The organism is Nostoc sp. (assembly GCF_036919615.1).
In the GTDB taxonomy this organism is placed as follows: Bacteria; Cyanobacteriota; Cyanobacteriia; order Cyanobacteriales; family Nostocaceae; genus Nostoc.
Window position 1 is genome coordinate 22221 of the sequence record NZ_JBALCN010000041.1, and the last position, 22273, is coordinate 44493.

Below are 22273 nucleotides of genomic sequence, written 5' to 3' on the forward strand. Positions count from 1 at the left end.
TGTAGAATAAAGAGCGGGAAAAACATAAGATCAGAAGCAAACAATGGCCCGCCCTTTCAATTTAGAAATATCGGAGAGTGCTGAGTATTTGTCCAAAAGTCTCAGCAAGGCTCGGACATCTATGGAAAAAGAACGATTACTTCTTCTGTGGTGGATCAAAACAGGACAAGTGACACAGCATCAACAATTGAGTCAGAGACTAGGTAGAGACGGCTCAACTGTAACACGGTGGTTACAAAAATATCGGCAAGGAGGGCTAGGGAAATTATTAGAGGTGAAAACCTCACCAGGAGCAACTCCCAAGATTACACCACAAATGCGTTCGCAGTTAGAGGAGAAACTGGAATCACCCCAAGGGTTCGGTAGCTATGGGGAAATTGTAGAGTGGCTCAAGCAGGAATTTCTTGTAAAAGTCAAATATAAAACAGTCTATCGTCTGGTCTGACTTTTCACGGTAAGTCCTCAAACCACGAAACAGCGTGGCTTTTTCCACAGTCTAATTCTCAATAACTCTAAGTTAATGAAAATAGGTAACGTAAAAGTTAGGGTTTGAGAAACCCTCAAAATAACCTTTTCCACATCCCGTGAAAAGTCAGATCGTCTGGTACGCTATCAACTCCAAGCGAAACTGAAAATACCTCGACCTGTGAGTCAACAACAAGATGAACAGGCTGTGAGCCTGTTTAAAAAAACATTCCCCGCGCCTTTGTCAGCTTGCAAGAGCTCTTAGGTCAAGGAAAGCGACTGCTTTACCTGTGTCAGGATGAGACCAGACTCGGATTGAAAACGGAAACAGGGCGGGTGATTACGGCTCGTGGCGTAAAACCTATAGTCAACGTACAGTGGCCAAGAGAGGTATTCTGGCTGTATGGAGTAGTTGAACCGTTCACAGGATGGCATTTTTGTCAGGAATATCCTCATCTGGACAGTGAGAATTTTCAGAAATTCCTTGATGTCCTATCCCAAGAACTGGGTAAAGACATGGCACTCATGCAAATGGATCAAGCATCTGCACATCAAGCTAAGGCACTGTCTTGGCCAGAAAATCTCATCCCGATTTTTCAACCTGCTCATAGCCCTCAACTCAATCCAATTGAGCGATTGTGGCAATTTATTAAACGCCAGTTTAAGGGGGAAAGTTTCTCTAATTTACAACAACTGCGCCAACGAGTTCAACACGAGTTAGCTCAATTATCTTCTCTCGTAATCTCTTCTTTGACTAGTTATGATTTCATTCTTGAAGTTCTCTTCCATGAAGCTTTATTTTATGCATCTTCATAGAGAATTGGTATTAGTTATGATCAAGCAGCTATTTAGATGCGATCGCCCTGGATTATTTTAACAGTAATTTTTAATAAATGGTAGAGATAATTAATTGAATAATTACGATAAATTCTAACTTTAAAAAGCATTTTTATTATAAAACATCATGAAAAATCTAAATGATACTTCTGGTATAAATCTTCTGATAGAGAGACGATAACCAGATGAAATTGTATTCTGTTAATAATGCCATTTTTAGTAAAATGCTTGTAAAAAAGAGTGGTTTTCTATAAAGAATTGAAGTCAAGAGAATTACTCAATATTATTACCAACAAAATCGGAATGGAGTAAACAGATGAGGTTTGTCTTAAGACGCCGCAGGTTGGGTCAATTGATGATCCTCAGCACAGTAGCGGCTACAATTAATAATTTTGTAGAGAAAGGTATAGCACAAACTCAAGTCAGAAAAACTACGCCAAAGCTGGCAACTCCGACACCTGAGACTATGAAGGTGACGTTGCAAGTGAACGGAACAGCACATAGTTTGCAGATTGAACCGCGTGTTACTTTACTTGATGCACTTCGGGAATACATCGGGCTAATTGGTACTAAAAAAGGTTGTGATCATGGTCAGTGCGGTGCTTGCACGGTGCTAGTTGATGGGCAGCGGATTAATTCCTGCCTGACATTTGCGATTATGCACACTGACGCTGCGATCACAACTATTGAAGGGCTGGAACAAGGAAACAAGCTGCACCCGATGCAAGCCGCGTTTGTTACCCACGATGCGTTTCAGTGCGGCTACTGCACACCGGGACAGATTTGTTCGGCGGTGGGTTTGGTGAACGAGGGACACGCTAAGTCGGATGCCGACATTCGTGAACTGATGAGCGGCAATATCTGCCGTTGTGGCGCTTATCCAAATATCGTGGCTGCTGTCCGCGATGTCTTAGGGGGAAAAAAAGATGCAGCCGTTTAACTATAAAAAAGCGGGACAAGCGGAAAATGCCGTGGCATTGGTGGCTCCAGATGGCGAAGCCTCGTATCTTGCCGGTGGTACCAGCCTAATCGATTTGATGAAGCTGAATGTCCAGACACCAAGAGAGTTGGTTGACATTAACCCACTACCGCTAACCAAGATAGAAATGCAGGGCAACGGCGTGCGAATTGGCGCAATGGCACGCAATAGCGATGTTGCTTACGATGCGATGATTCAGGAGCGTTACCCTGTGCTATCGGAGGCGTTGCTGTCTGGGGCATCACCGCAACTGCGAAACATGGCGACGGTGGGTGGAAATTTGCTGCAACGTACCCGGTGCTATTACTTCCGCGACACTTCGATGCCCTGTAACAAGCGTGTTCCAGGTTCAGGTTGTGCAGCAATCGAAGGTTACAACCGCATCCACGCAATTCTCGGCGGTAGCGATCGCTGTATTGCCACCCATCCCTCTGATATGGCTGTGGCAATGGTGGCACTTGATGCTGTTGTGCAAACGCGCGGGCCAAATGGAGAGCGCAGTATTCCGCTGGTAGATTTTCATCTCGTACCCGGCAATACACCAGAAAGAGAGACGGTTCTACAACACGGAGAGTTAATTGTTGCCGTTGACTTACCTGCTTCAAACTTTGCGAAGCGATCACACTATTTAAAAGTCCGCGATCGCGCCTCATATGCTTTTGCAATGGCATCGGTTGCGGCTGCATTAGATATTGAAAATGGGATCATTCGCTCGGCACGTATTGCCCTCGGTGGGGTGGGAACAAAGCCCTGGCGTGCCTACGAAGCTGAAAAAGTGCTTTTGAACAAGCCTGCAAATCAGGCAACATTTCTTGCAGCAGCGTCAGCAGCGATCGCTGGAGCTAAACCTCAAAAATACAACGGGTTTAAGGTCGAACTAGCTAAACGCACAATTGTTAAGGCGCTGGCAACGGTAGGAGGGATGGCATGAATACAGGGGATACAAATACAGTTGTCGGCAAACCGCTAAATCGAGTCGATGGACATCTGAAGGTGACGGGTGGCGCCCGCTATTCAGCTGAGTTTCCGGTCGCAAAAATGACTTATGGAGTCACGATTCAAAGCACGATCGCCAAAGGTAAGATTGCCCAAATCGATACAAAGGCGGCGGAACAAGTACCGGGTGTATTAGCAGTTATTACCCACCTCAACGCACCCAAAGCTTTTGGAGAAAAGGGCGGCGGGCGCAAGCTGCAAGTGCTACAAGATAACGTTGTGCTTTATAGCGGTCAGCACATCGGTGTCGTCGTTGCCGATACCTTTGAACGAGCTATGTATGCTGCCTCGCTGGTGCAAGTTCGTTATGACGAAGAGAAACCGACTATTAATATGCGGGACAATCTCGCTAAGGCATACTTGCCTAAAGGGAAAATCCCCAGAGAAGAGTCGCCCGATTCAGTTCACGGCAATGTCAACCAGGGACTAGCGGCGGCTGCTGTCCGCGTCGAGCAAACCTATACTACACCGATCGAAAATCACAATCCAATGGAGCCTCATGCCACAACAGCAGTTTGGCAAGGCGATCAACTGCTGCTGTATGACGCAACTCAGGGGATCTTTTCGGCTCAACAAAAAGTTGCAGGGGTATTAGGAATTGAACCAGAGAAAGTCCGCGTTATGTCTTACTTTGTGGGCGGTGGCTTCGGTTGCAAAGGGTCGGCTTGGTCGCATGTGCCTCTAGCGGCGATGGCAGCACGGCAGGTTAATCGCCCAGTCAAACTGGTACTGGGACGGATACAGATGTATGGGCCTGTTGGCTTCCGACCAGAGACAATTCAACAGGTTTCTTTAGGTGCAACCCGCGAGGGCAAATTGACCGCTCTGCGACACGCTGGCACTTCGCAGACTTCAACTTTCGATGAATTTATCGAACCTGTTGGTAAAAGCGCCCGGATGATTTATGCTTGCCCGAATATTGAAACTAGCCACCGTCTGGTTCAGCTGGATGAGGGTACACCAACCTTTATGCGGGCGCCAGGCGAAGCTTCTGGGTCTTTTGCCCTAGAATCGGCAATGGACGAACTGGCTTATGCGCTGAATATCGATCCGGTGGAGCTGCGTCTGCGTAACCATGCTGATGTCGATCCCAGTAAAGGACTGCCTTGGTCGAGCAAGTCACTCATCCAGTGCTACACATTAGGAGCAGAAAAGTTTGGCTGGCAGAAGCGCAATCCCAAGCCCCGTTCGATGCGAGATGGCAATTATTTGATTGGTTGGGGTATGGCAACAGCAACTTATCCGACCAACCGTTCTCCGGCATCGGCGATCGCCCAGATTATGGCAGACGGTACAGCCGTTGTCCAGAGCGGTTCGCAAGATATTGGCACCGGAACTTATACTGTAATGACTCAAGTTGCAGCTGAAGCACTTGGTCTACCAGTTGAGAAAGTCCGCTTTGAACTAGGCGATACTAAGATGCCAGAAACCCCCGTTTCTGGTGGTTCCCAAACTGCCGCCAGTGTCAGCTCGTCCGTGCATTTAGCCGGAAATCAAGCTCGCAGTCAGCTTTTGGAACTAGCACTTGCCGATCAAAAATCGCCGCTTTATAGTTCAAACGCTGAGGATGTGATTGCTGAAAATGGCAGCTTTTTCTTAAAAAATAAATCGTCTGCAAGCGAAACTTATGGGGCAATCTTGGCACGGCATGGAATGAAAATGATCGAAGCGCGTGCAGATGCCAAGCTGGGAGAGGAACAAAAGAAGTTCTCAATGCACGCATTTGGAGCGCAGTTTGCCGAAGTACGCGTTGAACCTGACTTGGGTGAAGTGCGAGTAACGCGCTGGGTGGGAACTTTTGGCGTGGGACGCATACTCAACGCTAAAACAGCCAACAGTCAGCTGATCGGTGGGATTATCTATGGTATTGGTATGGCGTTAATGGAACACACGGTAACAGACCCTCATCGGGGGCGTGTTGTCAATGCCGATTTAGCTGAATATCACGTACCAGTGAATGCAGACGTTCCTGATATTCAGGTGTTGTTTGTTGATGAACACGATCCACATATCAACCCGCTTGGTGTCAAAGGAATTGGCGAAATTGGGATTACCGGCACTGCGGCGGCGATCGCCAACGCTGTCTATCATGCCACAGGAAAGCGCGTCCGCGATTTGCCAATTACATTAGACAAACTGCTGTAGATATTGCGTAGGCGTAGCCAGGCGTAGGCATCGCCGAAACTTGGCGATCGCTACATTACCAGTATCAGCAAGAAGTTCATCCGCGGCAATCATATCCTGTAGTAAATATTCAGATAAGCCCAAAATCCTGATGTAGAGACGCGATTTATCGCGTCTTGAGCATATTGATCTGTAATTTCTTTTGCGAATCAGTAGAAGTCTCAGGGTTGATGACGACTAAAGTAGAATTTGGTACTCTAAGTTCGGAATCACTGTAGTAACGTCCGTGACCGAGATGAGTAGTCGATCAGCCCGCTCCTACGCTTTCTTGTCGATTGCAGCGGCAATCGTCACTATTGCTCTAAAGTTTGGCGCTTACCTGCTAACCGGGTCAGTAGGTTTACTTTCAGATGCTATTGAATCAATTGTAAATCTAGTGGCAGCATTGGTCGCTCTATGGGCATTGACTTATGCTGATAAACCAGCCGATGCCGAACACGCTTTTGGGCATTCTAAAGCCGAATACTTTTCCAGTGGTGCAGAAGGTGCGTTGATTGTAGTGGCAGCCATTAGCATTGCTGTTGAATCCTGGGGACGGTTGTTGCATCCAGAACCATTAACACAGCTAGGATTGGGGTTGGCACTCTCCCTATTTGCAACAGCAATCAATGGCGTTGTTGCCTTTATCTTGCTACGGGCAGGGCGACGGTTGCGTTCGATTACACTGAGGGCTGATGCTCACCATTTATTTACCGATGTAGTGACTTCGGGTGGTGTGGTAGTTGGAATCTTGCTCGTCAAAGTAACAGGCGCTCTCGTGCTTGATCCAATTGTCGCACTGATAGTAGCAGCAAATATTACTTGGACAGGATTTCGTTTGCTGCGGGAAACCGGTAGTGCGTTACTGGATGCAGCTTTGCCTAAAAAAGAAATTGACGGAATCAAGAGCATCCTTAAGGAGTACAAACGTCAAAACATCCAGTTCCATGCCTTGCGAACCCGTACTGCTGGAACTCGCCGCTTTGTTTCCTTTCATGTTCTTGTGCCTGGATCTTGGACAGTCCAACAAGGGCATGATTTGTGCGAGGCAATTGAGCTTGCTATTCTTCGGGTGCTGCCTTCAACCCACGTCACAACTCACCTGGAACCTATAGAAGATCCAGTTTCTTGGGAAGATTTGGAGTTGGAGCGTTCGAGTAATCAGCAAATGCAAGATATAAGATAACAGATTAATTGCTGCCGTTGAGCTTTAAGGAATCGTGCGATAGCGTTCGCGAAGCGTCCGCTCTGCGGAAGCGCTGCCGCCTTCGGCAGTTCGCATCTCTGATCAACTGCAACGCCGAAACGATGAAAGCTCAATCATCCGATTAGCGATCGCTAATTTCCAAACTCAATTAAGTTGATTAACTGGCGATCGATGTATTAGCATAACAGACTGATGCATTAACATTGCAGACCGATGCAATTACAAAACCGTAAGACGACACTAATTGGCAAGTAGCGCGATCGCGATCGCGCTCTGATTTTTTCTTAAATCCAACCGCTTACCAATACAAAGGTCTGGGTTATAACTTAGTAAAGCAGGATCTGAGTTATATCTATTTGTCACAATAGTAATAGTTAGAATCTTATCCGCTTTATCCAATAGCCTGTGTTGATCAAATTACAATGGCGCAAGTAGAAAAGCTAAAAATTTTTCTTGCCTCCCCAAGTGATGTCGCTACAGAGCGTCGTTATGTGGAAAAAGTAAAAGACGAGATTAACCGAACCGTCGCAGCATATAAGGGAATTGTGCTTGATATTGTTAGTTCAGCAAACGCTTTTCCCAGCTACGGTAAAGATGGTCAAGCCATACTTAATGAACAAATTGGCAAGATGCAAGAGTATGAGCTATTTATCGGCATTATGTGGAATCGGATTGGAACACCGACTCCACGCGCAAAATCTGGAACGGCAGAGGAGTTTGCACGAGCAGTCAGAAGTTTAATGCGTAAAGGAAAACCACAGGTTTGGTTCTACTTCCGTGAAGCACCATCTCACCTTACTACAAAGGAGCAATTGAGACAACAAGAAGAGGCACTGGAGTTTAAAGCTAAGTTTCGAGGTAAAGGGTTATTTCGGGAATATAAAACTCCTGCTCACTTTCGCGAAATTGCGAGAGCATTTAACTCTCTGGCTAAACCAGCATACCAGTGGAGCGTCCCAACCTCTTACTGCCGCGAAGAAGCAGGGTAAGAAGACACCGCAGGTGAAAACAAAACCTGAATCTACGGCTGTAGCTAGCGATCGCAAGAAAATAACATCAGCAAACAAGACATCTGTAACACCTCGAAAAACTCCTGCCTCAAAAAGCAGCAATCCCCGAAGTACTGGGTCTGTAAAAAACTTAGGAGATTGGGTCATGTTGAATGATAAATTTTTCCAAACCGAGTCAAGTGCTACTCAGTCAGACCGAAGCATAATTCTTCGACTGTCACCGAAGAATATGGAGCAGGTTGCTGAGTTAAAGTCTCTTGATCCAGGAGAATTTCACTATAAAAAGCAGATTTACTATGCTGATCAGCATGATGCTGGCATTATGGAAGTGTCCTCTGTGTTATCTGAGTTGATAGCAGGGAAAACGAGCTTTAACATTACGCTTAAACCAATTCAGCGATCACAGAATAGTAGCTTTATATTGGAGGCGAATTTCAATAACTACAGTGCTGACGAAATCGCTGAATTGCGTATTCGTCAGATATTGCTAGGAGAAGCACTTCCGAAAGATATCGGACGGTTCTTTCCTACTACTCAAATTACTGGACCATACAACCATACAGTAGAAGTTAAAAAAGGAATTTTTCCAGAACTATGGGCAAAGCTTCAAACACAACCGAGATTATTTTTGCCAAAAGCATGGCTATGGGCAGTGTATTATCTGAAGATGAGTCAACTTGTTGAAGATGTTTTAGAGTTAGAGGTTGGTCCAATTAAGAACAAAGTGATGTCTGTTCGATTTCGAGGAAAAAGGCGAGTATATTCCAATCAGGAAGCCTGCATTATTGAAGTTTTAGGAAACTGTACTCTCAGTGCATAAATGAACGGTAATCATTCTACGAAAATTGTAATGTTCTTTAATCTTCTAACCTCGATCAAACTCAAAAAATTAGGAGCTACATTTGCTAGTATCTTCGGTGTGATCTAGCTATTTTTGGAACCAGCAGGACTCTTCTTACCTGAATGGTTCAAATGGGGATGGTGGGGTTATGGTGGATTGTTTTCCCTTTCCTTACTAATTGCAATCGCATTGAACTTTCCTCGCTTTTCGGTTTCCAGATCATTGTCATCACCCAATACCACGATAGAGATTAAAATTGGTGACCTCTTTGATGAACCTGGGCACTTAGTGATTGGGGCTAACGATGTTTTCGATACCGAATTGGGGGAGATCATCAAACCCTCAAGTGTCCAAGGGCAATTCCTCTCACGAGTTTACAATGGCGACCAAAGACGCTTGGATGCTGAGATTGATATTGCTTTAGAGCCTTTAAAGGCTGACAAAAAGAAGGAACAGAATAAGAAAAAGGGGAAATTTTGGCGATATCCAATTGGCACAACTCTTGTATTGGGATCACCAGATAAACGGTTCTTCTTAAATGCCTATGGTTATATGGAGAATAATCTGAAAGTCAGGTCAACTGCTGATGATATTTGGCATTCTTTAAGTTCTCTCTGGGAACAGGTGCGGCTAAAAGGTCATGGATTAGAGGTTGCTATCCCGATAATTGGCTCAGACCTTGCTCGGACGAATCTTGCCCTCATGACTTTAACGATGCTCATTGTTATTTCATTCATTGCTGCGTCGAAGAAAGACTTTGTGACGAAGAAGTTAACACTAGTAATCTATCCTAAAGATTTCAAGTCTGTGGATTTGTATACACTTGAAGACTTCTTAGACTCAATGTGTATTTGAGCCAAAATCGTCTTTGACTAGATATAAAATAGCAAAGTAGGTTGATGGGATTGAACATTGAGAAGTCAATTGCAGGCTAACAAACGCTTTGCAACAGACGGACGCAAGCCCCCAGCGCAAAGTTAAAAGATATTTGCTGTAGTGGATCTTTAACCTTAGCCCGATCGCATCTCTCATAAACTGCAATGCCGAATCCTATAAATGCTATCGCCGAAACGATGAAAGCTCAATCACACAATTGGCGATCGCTAATTTCCAAACTCAATTAAGTTGATTAACTGTGCTGCTAATAATCTCCCAAATGTCTTGCTATCCATGAGGAGAGCTTTGTTGGGGGTCTGCCGAAAGGTAGAGTCGAACAGATGCACCAAAGTCTTAAAGCTATTCCTAATTACAACGGTTTTGTTGTACCAAGTGAGTAGATGCGATACAAAAGCGATCGCTACATTAATTGAATACATCACATTCATGGGAGCAACAGATGACAAACGATCGATTGAAGATGCAAGATCCACGTCAGCAATATCCAGGGCCGCCCTTCCCTCGTCAACCGCAGCCTGCACCGGGACTAGCTCAACAAATGGACCCTCAGCCGGATCACGGTGAGGAGAGCTATACAGGATCTGGAAAGCTGACAAACCGAAAGGCGTTGATCACCGGAGGAGATTCCGGTATAGGACGTGCTGTAGCGATCGCGTTTGCACGTGAAGGGGCTGATGTGGCAATCTCCTATCTTCCCAGTGAAGAGTCGGATACACGAGAAGTTATAGAACTGATCGAACAAGCGGGACGCAAAGCCGTCGCTCTTCCGGGTGACATTACGGATGAGAATTTTTGCCGAAAACTCGTGACAGATGCAGTAGAATCTCTGGGCGGTTTAGATATTCTCGTCAACAATGCCGGCGCACAGAGTACTAGTCCCTCTATTGGCGATATCACCACCGAGCAGTTCGATAAGGTGCTCAAGACCAACCTATACGCGCTATTTTGGATTACACAGTCAGCAGTACCGCACCTAAAACCGGGCGCAGCCATCATTAATACAGCTTCTATTCAGGCGTATGAACCTTCAGAGGGACTCATTGACTATGCGCTCACCAAAGCAGGCATTGTTACTTTCAGCAAAGCACTCTCTAAACAAATGATTGAGAAAGGTGTGCGTGTCAACGTTGTAGCGCCCGGCCCGTTCTGGACGCCGCTACAGCCCAGTGGTGGTCAAACTCAGGAAAAGATTGAGAAATTTGGCTCCACGGTTCCGATAGGACGACCCGGACAGCCTGTAGAGATCGCTCCTGTATACGTACTGCTTGCTTCACAGGAGGCAAGCTACATCACAGGAGAGGTTTATGGCATAACGGGTGGTAACGGTATTGCCTAATAGTCTGTTGTGCAGCTGATCAACCGAAGCAGCTATCCCCAGCCCTGGACGGTCGTACCGCCGAAGAGGCTGCGGTTCACCTCGCTTGTGAAAATGCCGTAGGGGAAGGCGGGATCAAGCGCACTGCTTTCGTTTAGCATCTGGAACTGTTCTGGGGTGAGGCGGATGTCCAGCGAGTCCAGGTTGTCGTGCAGTTGTTCGAGCTTGCTGGCACCCAGAATCGGCGAGGTAATGCCGGACTGCGCCGAAACCCAGGCGAGGGCGACCTGCGCCAGGGGGCGCTCAACTTGCGCGGCGACTGTTCGGAGGGTGTCGAGGACGCGCCAGTTACGATCAGTAAACTTCTGATTGCCGAAGGGATTGCTGCCGCTGAGGCGTCCCTGTCCGGTAGCTCCTTCACCCTCGCGCTGGTACTTGCCAGCAAGAAAACCGCCAGCAAGCGGACTCCAGGGACAGATGCCGAGTCCACAGTCACGGGCAGCAGGCAGATGTTCGCGCTCGATGCTGCGCTCGGTGAGGGAGTATTCAAGCTGCAAGGCAATCGGTGCGGGAATACTGTGCGCTGTAGCAAGCGCGGCTGCCTTGGCAGTGTACCAAGCGGGCACGTCTGAGAATCCGAAATAGCGGATCTTGCCAGCATGCACCAGATCGCCGAACGACTGTAGCACTTCTTCGACGGGCGTAACCAGATCCCAGGCGTGCATCCAATACAGGTCAACGTAGTCGGTGCGTAGCCGACGCAGCGATCCCTCGATCGCCCGGTAGATGTTCTTGCGTCCGTTGCCGCCCGCATTCGGGTTGCCCGGTTCGCCGGTGTGAAAGGTGAATTTGGTAGCAAGCACCAGTTGGTCGCGCAGGCTGCGATCGGCAATATAGCTACCGATTAGTTCTTCGCTACGACCCTTGGCATAGACGTCGGCAGTATCGATGAAGTTGCCGCCCGCCTCGACATAGGTGTGGAAGATAGACTCCGAAACCTCGTCGGGCGCACCCCATCGCGGGGTGCCGAAGGTCATAGTGCCGAGGGCAAGCGGGCTGACAATTAAGCCGGAGCGACCGAGGGTGCGGAAGGCGGTGAGGTTCATGGGGGTTCTTCTCTGACTGGAACTACACGATCCGTTGTCTAGACTGCGCTAGCTGTCGGGCGGACAATCACTTCGTTGACATCGACATCATCTAGCTGAGACACAGCATAAAAGACGCCTTTAGCGATCGCCTCAAGTTTGCGGGTGCTATGCGCCCACAGCCCCACGGAATCGTACTTGAGATAATATATTACTAATCGCAATACCTTTGCCCAAAACAGAGGTAGTTTAACTTTTGCCGAAACAGTCCAAGACAAGCGTCTGCTTCAGTATTAGGCAAAATGTAGAACCCTGTTAAAGGATTTCCAAATTAAAAAACATCCATAAATCTTATACAACAATCCTCTATCCGTGCCCTCTGCGCCTCTATAGTTTGTTCTCTTGGATAATTATATTTCTTAGAAATCCCTATAGACATCTCCGGAAAAGATTTAGTTACCTTAAATTTACACAGGACTTACGCACAGGTAACGGAAAATCGTAGACGCAAAGCGGCTTGCCACAGGCTACCGCAGAGTCCGCAGAGAACACGGAGAAATAAGAGTTTCAGAGAGTTCTTGCGTAAGTCCTATTACATACAAATATCACGAAAATTAAGCCTCTCCCCGGAGCGGAGAGAGGTTTGGAGAGGGGTCTTAATTGATTTCCGGAAATGTTTAATGCATCGGCTTGCACTATGAATCTATCGGCTTGCATTTTAATAACAGGGCAACGCATATACTAATCCACTTAATGTTTTAATGTTTGCAGGGGTGCGTGAACTTGTTCAGGGATATTACTTGGCTCTTTAGCGCCAATTGCTAGACACGGACGGCTAAAATTGTTACTGAATCAGTTTTAAACTATGAGAAGCATTAAAATTTTTAACACTCCAAAGCTGAAGTGTCACTAATGGGAATACAATCACAAAATTATCCAGTTTTGTAGTAGAGACTGCATTATAAAATAGCGGAGGTTAAAGCAATGGATGGGCGCGATCGCTACTTACGAATCGCTCTGGTTCTTTTTGGAATAGCTTTTTTACTTATCTATCCGCTAAGTCAGGTCTGGGCATCAGGCTGGTTATGGCAACCAGGTCAGCACGAATACGAACAGATGATCATTGGTGTTTATGCGACGCTTGGTGTCTTTTTGCTGTTGGCTTCAAGGCAACCAGAAGCTTATCTCAGTTTAATCTGGTTCACCGTCACCTCAAGTGTAGTCCACGGGCTGATCATGGCGGTACATGCAGTAATTGACCCTGTTGAACATGGACACCTGTTTGGTGATGTTCCAGCATTGTTCTTGGTAGCAATTGTCCTTGGCTTTTTAGCGCCCCGCAAAGTAGTGTCAAGTACATGATTGGTAGAGAAATAGGAAGCGCGATCGCATCTGTGGTAAACTGCAACGCCGAATAGTGCAAAAGGCATGAATCGATTTGATTGACAAAAGACTCTTGCAGCTGAAACAGCGATCGCAAAGGCTAGGGTTGCTTTTCCTCTCTACAAGAGGCCGCGCCTTAAGCGTAGCTATGCCGCAGGCTTTACGAGACACTTCGTAAACGCTTTGCTCGCAATGACTGTAAATATTTTTGTCCATTTACTTATTTTTTTACTTAGAAGTCCCTTAGAGGCAGTTTTCCTCTTGCCTTTATTGATAAAGTTTTAAATCAAGCAAGCTTAAACAAAAGTTAAGCATTATGAATGCATCGGTTTGAATTGTGAATGCATCTTATGGTGTATGTTTCAAAACACTCCTTAGTTAGAGTCTTTGTACTAGATTGTCGTGCTACTATTCGGCTCATTCCTGTTGTTGCTTGTAGGAGACAATTATGGAGATTAGTAGACGCAGCTTGTTGAAAACTGCTTCTGCTTCGGGATTAGTAGCGGCAGGACTTGCAGTTTCGGAAGGATTTTTGCAGCCGCTCCTCGCTCAAACAGAACCTGTTGATCAAAAAACTCAACTACTAGCCCAAACACCCACTCCAACTCGACGCGGCGAAATGTTATATCGCACCCTCGGACGCACTGGAGAAAAAGTATCTGTGATTGGCTTGGGTGGGTTTCACATTGGAAAAATTGAAGAGGAGCAAGAAAGTATCAAGCTGATCCGTAGTGCCATTGATCGCGGCATCAACTTTATGGATAACTCTTGGGACTATCATAATGGACGTAGCCATCGGTGGATGGGAAATGCTCTTAAGGATGGTTATCGCCAAAAGGTCTTCCTAATGACGAAAATCGATGGTCGCACTAAAGGCTCTGCCAAGATGCAGATTGATGAATCGCTCAAAGATTTGCAAGTCGATCACATTGATTTAGTGCAGCATCATGAAATACTGCGCTTTGAAGACCCCGATCGCGTCTTTGCTCCTGGCGGTTCGATGGAGGCAGTCGTCGAGGCGCAGAAAGCGGGCAAAATTCGCTATATCGGCTTCACAGGACACAAGAATCCCCTGATTCACCTTCAGATGTTGGAAACTGCCACACAAAATGGTTTCCACTTTGACACCGTGCAGATGCCATTGAATGTGATGGATGCCCATTTTAGAAGTTTTGAACATCAGGTTTTACCTGTGCTAGTAAAAAACAACATTGGTGTACTGGGAATGAAATCGATCGGGGAGTCTTACATTCTCAGAAGCAACACCGTCAGTGCGATCGAGTGCCTGCACTACGCAATGAATTTGCCAACGTCAGTCGTAATTACGGGCATCGACAGTATGAGAATTTTAGACCAGGCGTTTGAGGCAGTCCGCACCTTTGAGCCAATGGATCAGCCACGAGTTACAGCACTGTTAGCGCGTACCCGTGAGGCAGCGGCTAAAGGGCTGTACGAACGATATAAAACTACAAACCAAAATGACAGTACAGCCATGAATCCAGCTTATCTTGGGTAAAGATCAATACTAATTAGGTGAACAAAAATATTTACAGTCATTGCAAAGGTAATCAAATGACGTTATGTAATTAATTCTGTCCGACTATTTATGTTCAACTGTTTTTTATGCAAAAAGCGATGTCTACGATGGTCAGACCCTTTGGGGAAGTCAAAAGTCAAAAGTCAAAAGTCAAAAGTCAAAATTAAGATTAAGAACCACCAAAATAAATTTAGGGGCTTGTACCTTTTTCTTTCTGGTGACTGAGTTTTGTTGTCAAGCTAGCAAGAGCGTCTGTCTGGGACACGCTGCGCGAACGTAAAGAAGTGCGGGCTACACCTACGCAATTTCGCAAGTGTGACGTTAGATCGAGTTGATGCGTTACACACATCTTCTCAAAATCAATTTTTGTGTCAATTGACTTGATGCATCTTCACAAAAAGCCAGGGGATTCACTGCTATCCCTGTCTTGATTACTGCTGAGTCTATCGATTGGAAGATGTATTTATCCTCAAAACTTCGATGATGTGAAGGGGAGGTACAAACGGGTTGACTTCGACATACTTTGTGTGTGCTAAAAGTATGACTATTTTCTTGAAGTAAGACACCATCTAGAACATCATTATGAAACGCATTGCGTATTTAGGACTCGGCATCATGGGCAGTGGGATGGCAACCAACTTGCTCAAAGCGGGCTACGATCTGAGCGTTTGGAATCGTAGTCTAGAGTCCTGTAAGCCTCTGGTTGAACAAGGTGCAACACAAGCACAAACACCAGCACAAGCCGTAGAGAATGCCGAGGCAATTCTCTACTCGCTCTCGAATGACAATGCGGTTGAAGAGGTTGTCTTTGGGCAAGATGGCATTTTATCGAACGTGCGATCGGGACAAATTGCGATCGACATGAGTACAGTTCATCCTGACACTTCCCGCAAAGAAGCCGCAGCCTATGGCGAAAAGCAAGTTGAATTTCTTGATGCGCCTGTTTTCGGCAGTAAAAACGAATCCGCAGCTGGAGGATTGTGGATTGTCGTTGGTGGCAAACGGGAGGTATTTGAGCAAGTCAAACCAATTTTGGAGTCGTTAAGCGAAACGATTCATTATCTGGGCGACACTGGCAAAGGCGCGTCGATGAAACTGATCGGGAACTCGATTGTGGCAACCCAAATCGAAGCATTAGGAGAAGCGCTGATTCTGGCAACTAAAGCTGGACTGAATCCACAAGACGTTCTTGATGTGCTGCATGTGGTGGATTTCCGCTCTCCGATTTTTGATGGCATAGGCAAGATGTTGGTGAATCGCGACTTTACGCCAAGTTTTGCGTTAAAGCATTTGCTCAAAGATGCCAATTTGATCGCTCGATTTGCCCAAGATTTAAATTCTCCAATGCCTGCTGCTGCAATTGTCAGAGAAACCATTAAAACAGCGGTTAGTCAAGGATGGGGGGAAGAAAATGCATCGGCATTGATCAAAGCTTTGGAGTTAGAAGCAGGAGTAACTGTTGAATCATAACTGCAAATTATTAAATAAAATCTGGAGATGATCTTGTAATTCGTAATTTCAACTCGTCATCTTCAGCATTAGTGGTCGTACTCAATTGGGCGATCGCGCTTGTTTTTCATTCTACGTTTCAAGATATAGCTTTATCTAAGGAGAGCATTGATTATGTCCAACTTCAAAATATTCTCTACTGGTATAGTGGCGATCGCTTTATCTATGGCGACTGGTTGCACACCAACTACTCCGCATGACCAGAATACATCTGAAGTTCCACCTGCTCAGTCTGTACAAAGGACAGAGAGTCCATCACCAAGTGCGTCACCAACTACATCAGGGCAAAATACCCTCAGTTCTTCAGACAAAAAGTTCATGACTGAAGCTGCTCAAGGGGGTTTAGCAGAAGTCCAACTAGGACAATTGGCATCACAACGTGGAACTAGTGATGCAGTAAAACAGTATGGACAGCGTATGGTTGATGATCACACCCCGGTGAACGATCAACTCAAACAGTTGGCGGCTCAAAAAGGTGTTACACTGCCAACTACTATTGGCAAAAAAAATCAGCAAGCCAGTCAACGCTTATCTAAGCTTTCTGGTACTACCTTTGATCACCAATATCTGAATCTGATGCTTCAAGATCATGTAAAGGATGTAGCTGCATTTCAAAGTGAAGCTGAAAAGGGACAAGATCCCGATCTGAAAGCATTTGCGGCTCAAGCGCTACCAACCCTCCAAGAACACCTAAAACAGGTTCGTTCCCTTGTTAATTCTGGAACTTCTTCAACTAACACCCCAACTTCAACTAGTAGCCCAACTTCAACTAGCACCCCAACTTCAACCAGTAGTCCAACTTCAACTAGTACCCCAACTTCAACCAGTACCCCGTAAGGCAATACAGTTCAGTTAATTCTCTTTGCGACGGCAGTCGCTCATGTGGAGCCACTGCGGTGAGTCCAGCACTGTGGGAGGAAAACCCTTCCGCAGGTGACTGGCGAACCCATAAGGGTGGACGGGTTAAGAGGCATAAAGGAGGCAGTGCACCCTTACAGTTTCCCGACTTGTCCCTTGCACGTCTCCCTTTGGAAAAGCAACTGCCGTCAAGTGGCGTGGAAACCCCCGTAGCGTCTCGTAGAGAAGAAAGATCGCACTGCCTCTTTTATTACCGTCCTTCTGGTGCATCTGCTGCGCGTATTCCTGCAAAGAAGCAAGCTACGCGTAGCATTTTTAATTCGCAGGGGAACGCATTAGCATTGTCAGCTGACGCATTGGCATTGCAGGGTATTGCTAAATTTAATTCGCTACGAGTTAATCAAATGCTGTACTAAGGGACTTCCAAGTAAAATAAATATCCCAAAACTAACACACAAATCTTCTCTATTTCTCTTCTCTCTGTGTTCTCTGCGCCTCTGTGGTTCGTTTATTTGGATAATTTATTTCTTGGAAATCCCTAAGTTCAAAATTTCATCATTAAGGAACCATGATGTCTGAATTGTTTAAAGGAGAATTTTAAGGAACCACGATGTCTGAATTGTTTAAAGGAAAATTTTCTCGTCGTCAGATTATAACTACTGCTGGGTTAGGAGCCATTTCAGCCACTGCAATTGGTAGTGTGGGCGAAGAGGTTGCTGCCCAACAGCCAACTCAGCAAGCCACCCCACACGGAGGCCCCTTGCCACCTCAGATTCAGTTTCCGTCCATCTCGGCATCAACCGAAGTTGAAACAGGGGGGCCACCAACTGCATTACCCCCAGAGCGACGCTTGGGGTTTGCGATCGTCGGACTGGGCAGACTGGCATTGGAAGAAATCATGCCTGCATTTGCAGAATGTAAACTAGCAAAGCCAACTGCATTAGTTAGTGGCGATGCTGCCAAAGCCAATCAAGTTGCACAGCAGTATGGCATCAAACCGCAGAACGTTTACAACTATCAGAATTACGATAATCTCCGCAACAATCCAGAGGTTGATGTGATCTATATAGTACTGCCCAACAGTATGCACCGGGAATATACGGTGCGTGGTGCGAAAGCAGGGAAGCACATTCTGTGTGAAAAGCCAATGGCAACTACGGTGGAAGATGCTCAAAAGATGATCGACGCGTGCAAACAAGCCGATCGCAAGCTGATGATTGCTTATCGCTGCCAATATGAGCCGCATCATCGCGCCATGATTCAGATGATCCGTAGCAAAGAATTGGGAACTGTGAAGGTGATTCAGGCAGATAACGGACAAAATCAGGGCGGAGACTTAAACCAATGGCGGTTGAAACGCGCTTTAGCTGGAGGTGGCTGTTTACCAGATGTAGGAGTTTATTGCTTGAATGCAACTCGCTATTTGACAGGAGAGGAACCGATTGCAATTAATGCCCAAACCTTCAGCACTCCTGGCGATCCGCGCTTCAAAGAAGTGGAAGAAAGCGTTACCTTTCAGATGCGGTTTCCCAGTGGAATAGTAGCGATTTGCTCTACTAGCTACGGCTTTCACGAAGCACGGCGGTTTCGTGTCTTCGGCTCTGATGCTTGGGGACAACTCGATCCGGCGTTCTCCTACAACGGTTTGCGGATGATGATTTCACGCAAATCACCAACCAACAGCATGGCAGAAAATGTCAGCGAAGTGCGGATAGGCGAGAAGAATCAGTTTGCTTTAGAAATTGATCACATGGCGGATTGTGTGATTCAAAATAAGCAACCCCATACCCCTGGTGAAGAAGGTTTGCAAGACCAAAAACTGATAGCGTTGATTTACGAAGCTGCACAAACAGGCAAAACCATTACTCTACCACGTGTGTCAGGACTAGATACCACTCGTGGCCCCGCTCCTCGAATGCTGAAGTAAATACGTGCATACGCTGCTCAACTTGGGAGCGGCAATGAATGGCCCAGCTTGGCAAGCAATTGTACCGAACTAATACGCGATCAGAACTCATAGCTGCCATTGCTTTAAATAGTTAGGACTTACGCAAGAACTCTCTGAAACTTTTATTTCTCCGTGTCCTCTGCGGTTCGATTTTCCGTTACCTATGCGTAAGTCCTGTCAGAGTAGAAATGCAGTAAGTAAAACAAGCCTACAAACCAAGCCACAAAGCCAAGGATATGAAATGACTTGAACCAAAGGTATGCCATAAAGCTACAACAGAAAAGTTTTGGATGCCAAATTGCCAAAATTATTCAGGGATTATCTCGTTCCTATATTCATACTTAGGCTTACATAGCAAAATGCCTAGTAATTTTTACCCTTGAGCCGATATATTAAGAATAGTAAATATAAATTGCTTTTTTTGACGCTGTAAAATATTGATCAAGCAATTGCATAGACAGCAAACAAAAGGCTGATATCTACTATAGCCACCAAATATTAGGTCAGGAAAGTTACAAGTGACATTATTGCTAAAAATTGCACAAACTGCTGACGAATCGCAGATTTTTGAATTTTTCCAGGAATCAGTGGGGAAGTGGCGATCGCAACGACGCTACTACACCCTACCTGAGGGAGAAACCAAGGAGATGGAAAGTATAGTTACGATCAATTTTCTAGAGCAGGGTTGTGATGAATTGCAAAAGCTAGCTCAGATGCACGATTTGGCTGATATAGGTAGTCTGATCTGTGGTGCAGCAGTTACATGGGAAGGTATGGATGTGCCCAAGGCAAGGAAAGAGTCGCAAGGTTCAACGATATTTGGAGTTATGGGAAACATTTTGTATCGCGATCGCGGTTTTGCCATATCCAAACCAGTCACCGCTCAGTATTATTTCTCTAACCCTAAAACACTGTGTTTGCGAACTGAGTACAACGGTTCAATGTTTGAAGAAGAGTTAAAGCTAATTGGCAGCAAATACCGCACCAGACAAACGATTATCTCTCGTGCTGGTAAGCAGTTGATGATTGGTCAATATTTAGAAAAGAGAGTGGATTAGTTTATCGGGCGGGTGTAGCTGGCTACACTCTCACCCGTTTTCGGACTAGCCAGCACCTAGCTATCAACTGGTAACATAACTTTTTATAACATTTTTTTAAACTTTCCCCCAGAAAGTTAGTTGCTATGTCATCATGGGAAGTGAAATGAGAATTAATTCGGCGACAGTGTTTGTTTTTAGTATTGACAGGCTTTTCCCTTTTGGTATTACAGACTTCTCTCCGAAATCTAAATCTCTACAAACTTATGATTTTGGAGACATTCAATGTCAATTTACGTAGGTAACCTCTCTTATGAAGTTACGCAAGATGCGCTGAGTGCTGTTTTTGCAGAATATGGTTCTGTAAAGCGTGTTCAGCTACCCACTGACCGGGAAACAGGTCGTTTACGCGGCTTTGCTTTTGTGGAAATGGGTTCAGAAGATGAAGAAACAAAAGCCATTGAAGCTCTTGATGGTGCTGAATGGTTGGGTCGTGACCTGAAAGTAAATAAGGCCAAGCCCAGAGAAGACAGAGGCGGTTCCTTTGGTGGTAACCGTGGTGGCGGCGGCGGCAATTTCCGTAACAACCGCTACTAAACCAAATTTACTAAAGCAACTTAATTGAATTTATAAAAGGCTTAAGCAGCAATGCTTGAGCCTTTTCTATACAAAACTTGAACTATGAATAATTTCGGATAGTTGCTTATTATACTGCATCTATGATTCTTTAACCAGAGTGCCTTTATGAAAGATCATTTTCCATCGATCATTGTTCAATTTCCAGATGGAACTTCGCAGCGAATGAACAGGCTGTTCGCCAGATCTACTATGTCTGACTATCCGATAGGTGACTAAAACAACCCCCGTTGCCAAAACTATGGTTTTAAATTCTGTTATCGATTTTTGAGTCAGGGGTTCGATGGGTTCATTCTGCAAGCTCTTGATAATTTGCTGTTTATCAAAAACACGCCCTGATCTGACGATCTCAATGAACTCGTCAGTAAGTAAGTCCATGACATCTTTATTTGACTTTCGGACATCCGGTTGAAGCAAACGCTCCTCAAACTTATGGAGAAGGGATTCCTCTAATTCGTCTGCTTTTCCACTTGATGCCATCATGCTTAATAGCTTTTCTGAAACTAACTTTATACTACCCTATGCAAAAAAGATGGGTATTCATTACCCACTTTACTTTCTTGATTACTTTTAAGCAGCATCAGGCGATCGCTCTGGAACCTGAGTTCAATTATAAACACGCGCTAGCAAAGCATCCAGCAAAATGTTTGTATCAAATAAAACTCGCATTACAGATAATTTTGCACCAACCGCTCATCTAGCATGGCTTTCACTTCTTCATCTGTTGGTGGCATGGTGTCAGTCTTCGCAATGCCGATTAAACTCGCAGCTAAACCCTTCGGCTTTGACGTTGGCTGGAGTTTTGGTTGGAGCGATCGCACCAATGTATTAATTAACTGCCAACGATCCTCGGCAGATAATCTCAGTGCTTGATCTTCAAGTTCACGTAACGTCATCGCAATGATTTCTAAATTCATTGAATATTACTGCGAGCGCTCTGGTTAAAAGTTTTCAGGATTAATGGAGTTTTTGCAAAAAATCAAACCAGTAGTGCAGTATAATTTCCAGCCTTAAAACAAATTAGCCCCAAACTCTAGCTTGAGGCTATACTTTTCAGTATTTCTACATCAAGCAAGTGTTTTTTACTGTACAATAGTAATTAATCCCCTAAAAATTTTTTTTGGGGATTCAAATTAAATAAGAGGGAATTTTGAACAAACACGTTATCGTGTCTTTTGCTTCCCTGCTTGTGTTGGCTTACATATCTTTCAATGTTGCCAAAACAGCAGAACATACCGACTCTGCTGCTAAATCGGTAATTTCAGGAATTACACTTTTGAAACAAAAATGACAAAATGATTAGGCTACTGCGAATAGCTTTTTCAGTCATTTAATTATTCAAGCTCGTCAATTATGGAGTTAACGGGCTTTTTTTATTTATCTTATTTGTATTATAGATCAAAGAGTCACTCTTTAGCTAAGATATATCATTCTTTAGCTTAGATAATATATAAAATAAAGTCACTTTAGACATGGGAATACGAGTCAAAATTTTGAAAGTAACTTAATTACTTAGATAATATATAAAATAAAGTCACTTTAGACATGGGAATACGAGTCAAAATTTTGA

25 protein-coding genes are annotated in these 22273 nt (G+C 45.2%); 19 read left to right on the forward strand and 6 right to left on the reverse strand.

Annotated elements, in window-relative coordinates; translation table 11 throughout:
• Window positions 1-43 precede the first annotated feature (43 nt).
• The 6 genes from V7K48_RS12725 (at window position 44) to V7K48_RS12750 (ending at window position 6626) form a co-directional block, all read left to right on the forward strand.
• Window positions 44-445 carry a helix-turn-helix domain-containing protein gene (locus V7K48_RS12725; RefSeq protein WP_335072912.1) on the forward strand — a complete coding sequence of 134 codons (402 nt, stop codon included), beginning with the start codon at window positions 44-46 and terminating at the stop codon, window positions 443-445.
• A 269-nt stretch (window positions 446-714) separates the two neighbouring features.
• On the forward strand, window positions 715-1281 hold the full coding sequence (locus tag V7K48_RS12730) for an IS630 family transposase (RefSeq protein WP_335072914.1): 567 nt from the start codon (window positions 715-717) through the stop codon (window positions 1279-1281).
• Window positions 1282-1618: 337 nt separating this feature from the next.
• Window positions 1619-2242: a (2Fe-2S)-binding protein gene (locus V7K48_RS12735; RefSeq protein ID WP_335072916.1), complete on the forward strand. Its 624-nt coding sequence runs from the start codon at window positions 1619-1621 to the stop codon at window positions 2240-2242.
• Window positions 2229-3212, forward strand: a complete 984-nt coding sequence (locus tag V7K48_RS12740) for an FAD binding domain-containing protein (RefSeq protein WP_335072918.1) — start codon at window positions 2229-2231, stop codon at window positions 3210-3212. The genes V7K48_RS12735 and V7K48_RS12740 overlap by 14 nt, the downstream gene beginning before the upstream one ends.
• Complete coding sequence (locus V7K48_RS12745) at window positions 3209-5422, forward strand: xanthine dehydrogenase family protein molybdopterin-binding subunit (protein ID WP_335072920.1); 2214 nt, start codon at window positions 3209-3211, stop codon at window positions 5420-5422. Before V7K48_RS12740 ends, V7K48_RS12745 begins: the two co-directional genes overlap by 4 nt.
• Before the next feature lie 274 nt (window positions 5423-5696).
• A complete protein-coding gene (locus tag V7K48_RS12750) occupies window positions 5697-6626 on the forward strand; it encodes a cation diffusion facilitator family transporter (protein WP_335072922.1) in 930 nt (309 codons plus the stop codon).
• A 261-nt stretch (window positions 6627-6887) separates the two neighbouring features.
• On the opposite strand, the gene V7K48_RS12755 is transcribed toward V7K48_RS12750, so the two are convergent.
• A complete protein-coding gene (locus V7K48_RS12755) occupies window positions 6888-7010 on the reverse strand; it encodes a hypothetical protein (protein WP_335072924.1) in 123 nt (40 codons plus the stop codon).
• A gap of 59 nt (window positions 7011-7069) precedes the next feature.
• Here V7K48_RS12755 and V7K48_RS12760 point away from each other — a divergent pair, with 59 nt between their 5' ends.
• From V7K48_RS12760 to V7K48_RS12770, 3 genes are all read left to right on the forward strand, one after another.
• Window positions 7070-7636 carry a hypothetical protein gene (locus V7K48_RS12760; protein WP_335072926.1) on the forward strand — a complete coding sequence of 189 codons (567 nt, stop codon included), beginning with the start codon at window positions 7070-7072 and terminating at the stop codon, window positions 7634-7636.
• Window positions 7637-7649: 13 nt separating this feature from the next.
• Window positions 7650-8477 (forward strand): hypothetical protein, encoded by an 828-nt coding sequence (locus V7K48_RS12765; protein WP_335072927.1) that lies wholly within the window; start codon window positions 7650-7652, stop codon window positions 8475-8477.
• Between the two features lie 114 nt (window positions 8478-8591).
• Window positions 8592-9353 (forward strand): macro domain-containing protein, encoded by a 762-nt coding sequence (locus tag V7K48_RS12770; RefSeq protein ID WP_335072929.1) that lies wholly within the window; start codon window positions 8592-8594, stop codon window positions 9351-9353.
• A gap of 248 nt (window positions 9354-9601) precedes the next feature.
• Here the strand turns inward: V7K48_RS12770 and V7K48_RS12775 are convergent, their stop codons facing one another.
• A complete protein-coding gene (locus V7K48_RS12775) occupies window positions 9602-9916 on the reverse strand; it encodes a hypothetical protein (RefSeq protein ID WP_335073251.1) in 315 nt (104 codons plus the stop codon).
• On the opposite strand from V7K48_RS12775, the gene V7K48_RS12780 reads away from it, so the two are divergent.
• Window positions 9856-10731 carry an SDR family oxidoreductase gene (locus tag V7K48_RS12780; protein ID WP_335073233.1) on the forward strand — a complete coding sequence of 292 codons (876 nt, stop codon included), beginning with the start codon at window positions 9856-9858 and terminating at the stop codon, window positions 10729-10731. The two genes, V7K48_RS12775 and V7K48_RS12780, sit on opposite strands and share 61 nt — an antisense overlap.
• Before the next feature lie 32 nt (window positions 10732-10763).
• On the opposite strand, the gene V7K48_RS12785 is transcribed toward V7K48_RS12780, so the two are convergent.
• Together V7K48_RS12785 and V7K48_RS12790 are read right to left on the reverse strand one after the other, a co-directional pair.
• A complete protein-coding gene (locus V7K48_RS12785; RefSeq protein ID WP_335072931.1) occupies window positions 10764-11816 on the reverse strand; it encodes an aldo/keto reductase in 1053 nt (350 codons plus the stop codon).
• Between the two features lie 38 nt (window positions 11817-11854).
• Window positions 11855-12073, reverse strand: a complete 219-nt coding sequence (locus tag V7K48_RS12790) for a hypothetical protein (protein WP_335072933.1) — start codon at window positions 12071-12073, stop codon at window positions 11855-11857.
• A 706-nt stretch (window positions 12074-12779) separates the two neighbouring features.
• Here V7K48_RS12790 and V7K48_RS12795 point away from each other — a divergent pair.
• From V7K48_RS12795 to V7K48_RS12830, 8 genes are all read left to right on the forward strand, one after another.
• On the forward strand, window positions 12780-13157 hold the full coding sequence (locus V7K48_RS12795; protein ID WP_335072935.1) for a DUF6632 domain-containing protein: 378 nt from the start codon (window positions 12780-12782) through the stop codon (window positions 13155-13157).
• A gap of 469 nt (window positions 13158-13626) precedes the next feature.
• Window positions 13627-14694 carry an aldo/keto reductase gene (locus V7K48_RS12800; RefSeq protein ID WP_335072937.1) on the forward strand — a complete coding sequence of 356 codons (1068 nt, stop codon included), beginning with the start codon at window positions 13627-13629 and terminating at the stop codon, window positions 14692-14694.
• A 603-nt stretch (window positions 14695-15297) separates the two neighbouring features.
• The gene (locus V7K48_RS12805; protein ID WP_335072939.1) at window positions 15298-16185 is read left to right on the forward strand and encodes an NAD(P)-dependent oxidoreductase; all 888 of its coding nucleotides are present in this window, start codon (window positions 15298-15300) and stop codon (window positions 16183-16185) included.
• A 153-nt stretch (window positions 16186-16338) separates the two neighbouring features.
• Window positions 16339-17061 carry a DUF4142 domain-containing protein gene (locus V7K48_RS12810; RefSeq protein WP_335072941.1) on the forward strand — a complete coding sequence of 241 codons (723 nt, stop codon included), beginning with the start codon at window positions 16339-16341 and terminating at the stop codon, window positions 17059-17061.
• Window positions 17062-17120: 59 nt separating this feature from the next.
• Complete coding sequence (locus V7K48_RS12815; protein WP_335072943.1) at window positions 17121-17498, forward strand: hypothetical protein; 378 nt, start codon at window positions 17121-17123, stop codon at window positions 17496-17498.
• A 194-nt stretch (window positions 17499-17692) separates the two neighbouring features.
• Window positions 17693-19009: a Gfo/Idh/MocA family protein gene (locus V7K48_RS12820; RefSeq protein WP_335072945.1), complete on the forward strand. Its 1317-nt coding sequence runs from the start codon at window positions 17693-17695 to the stop codon at window positions 19007-19009.
• Between the two features lie 539 nt (window positions 19010-19548).
• The gene (locus V7K48_RS12825) at window positions 19549-20088 is read left to right on the forward strand and encodes a phycobiliprotein lyase (RefSeq protein ID WP_335072947.1); all 540 of its coding nucleotides are present in this window, start codon (window positions 19549-19551) and stop codon (window positions 20086-20088) included.
• A 264-nt stretch (window positions 20089-20352) separates the two neighbouring features.
• Complete coding sequence (locus tag V7K48_RS12830; RefSeq protein ID WP_334814905.1) at window positions 20353-20664, forward strand: RNA recognition motif domain-containing protein; 312 nt, start codon at window positions 20353-20355, stop codon at window positions 20662-20664.
• Between the two features lie 120 nt (window positions 20665-20784).
• Here the strand turns inward: V7K48_RS12830 and V7K48_RS12835 are convergent, their stop codons facing one another.
• Together V7K48_RS12835 and V7K48_RS12840 are read right to left on the reverse strand one after the other, a co-directional pair.
• A complete protein-coding gene (locus tag V7K48_RS12835) occupies window positions 20785-21186 on the reverse strand; it encodes a nuclear transport factor 2 family protein (RefSeq protein ID WP_335072949.1) in 402 nt (133 codons plus the stop codon).
• A gap of 185 nt (window positions 21187-21371) precedes the next feature.
• Window positions 21372-21620, reverse strand: coding sequence for a hypothetical protein (locus V7K48_RS12840; RefSeq protein WP_335072951.1), 249 nt, complete (start codon window positions 21618-21620; stop codon window positions 21372-21374).
• A 233-nt stretch (window positions 21621-21853) separates the two neighbouring features.
• On the opposite strand from V7K48_RS12840, the gene V7K48_RS12845 reads away from it, so the two are divergent.
• Window positions 21854-21994: a hypothetical protein gene (locus tag V7K48_RS12845; RefSeq protein WP_335072953.1), complete on the forward strand. Its 141-nt coding sequence runs from the start codon at window positions 21854-21856 to the stop codon at window positions 21992-21994.
• The last annotated feature ends 279 nt before the right edge of the window (window positions 21995-22273 follow it).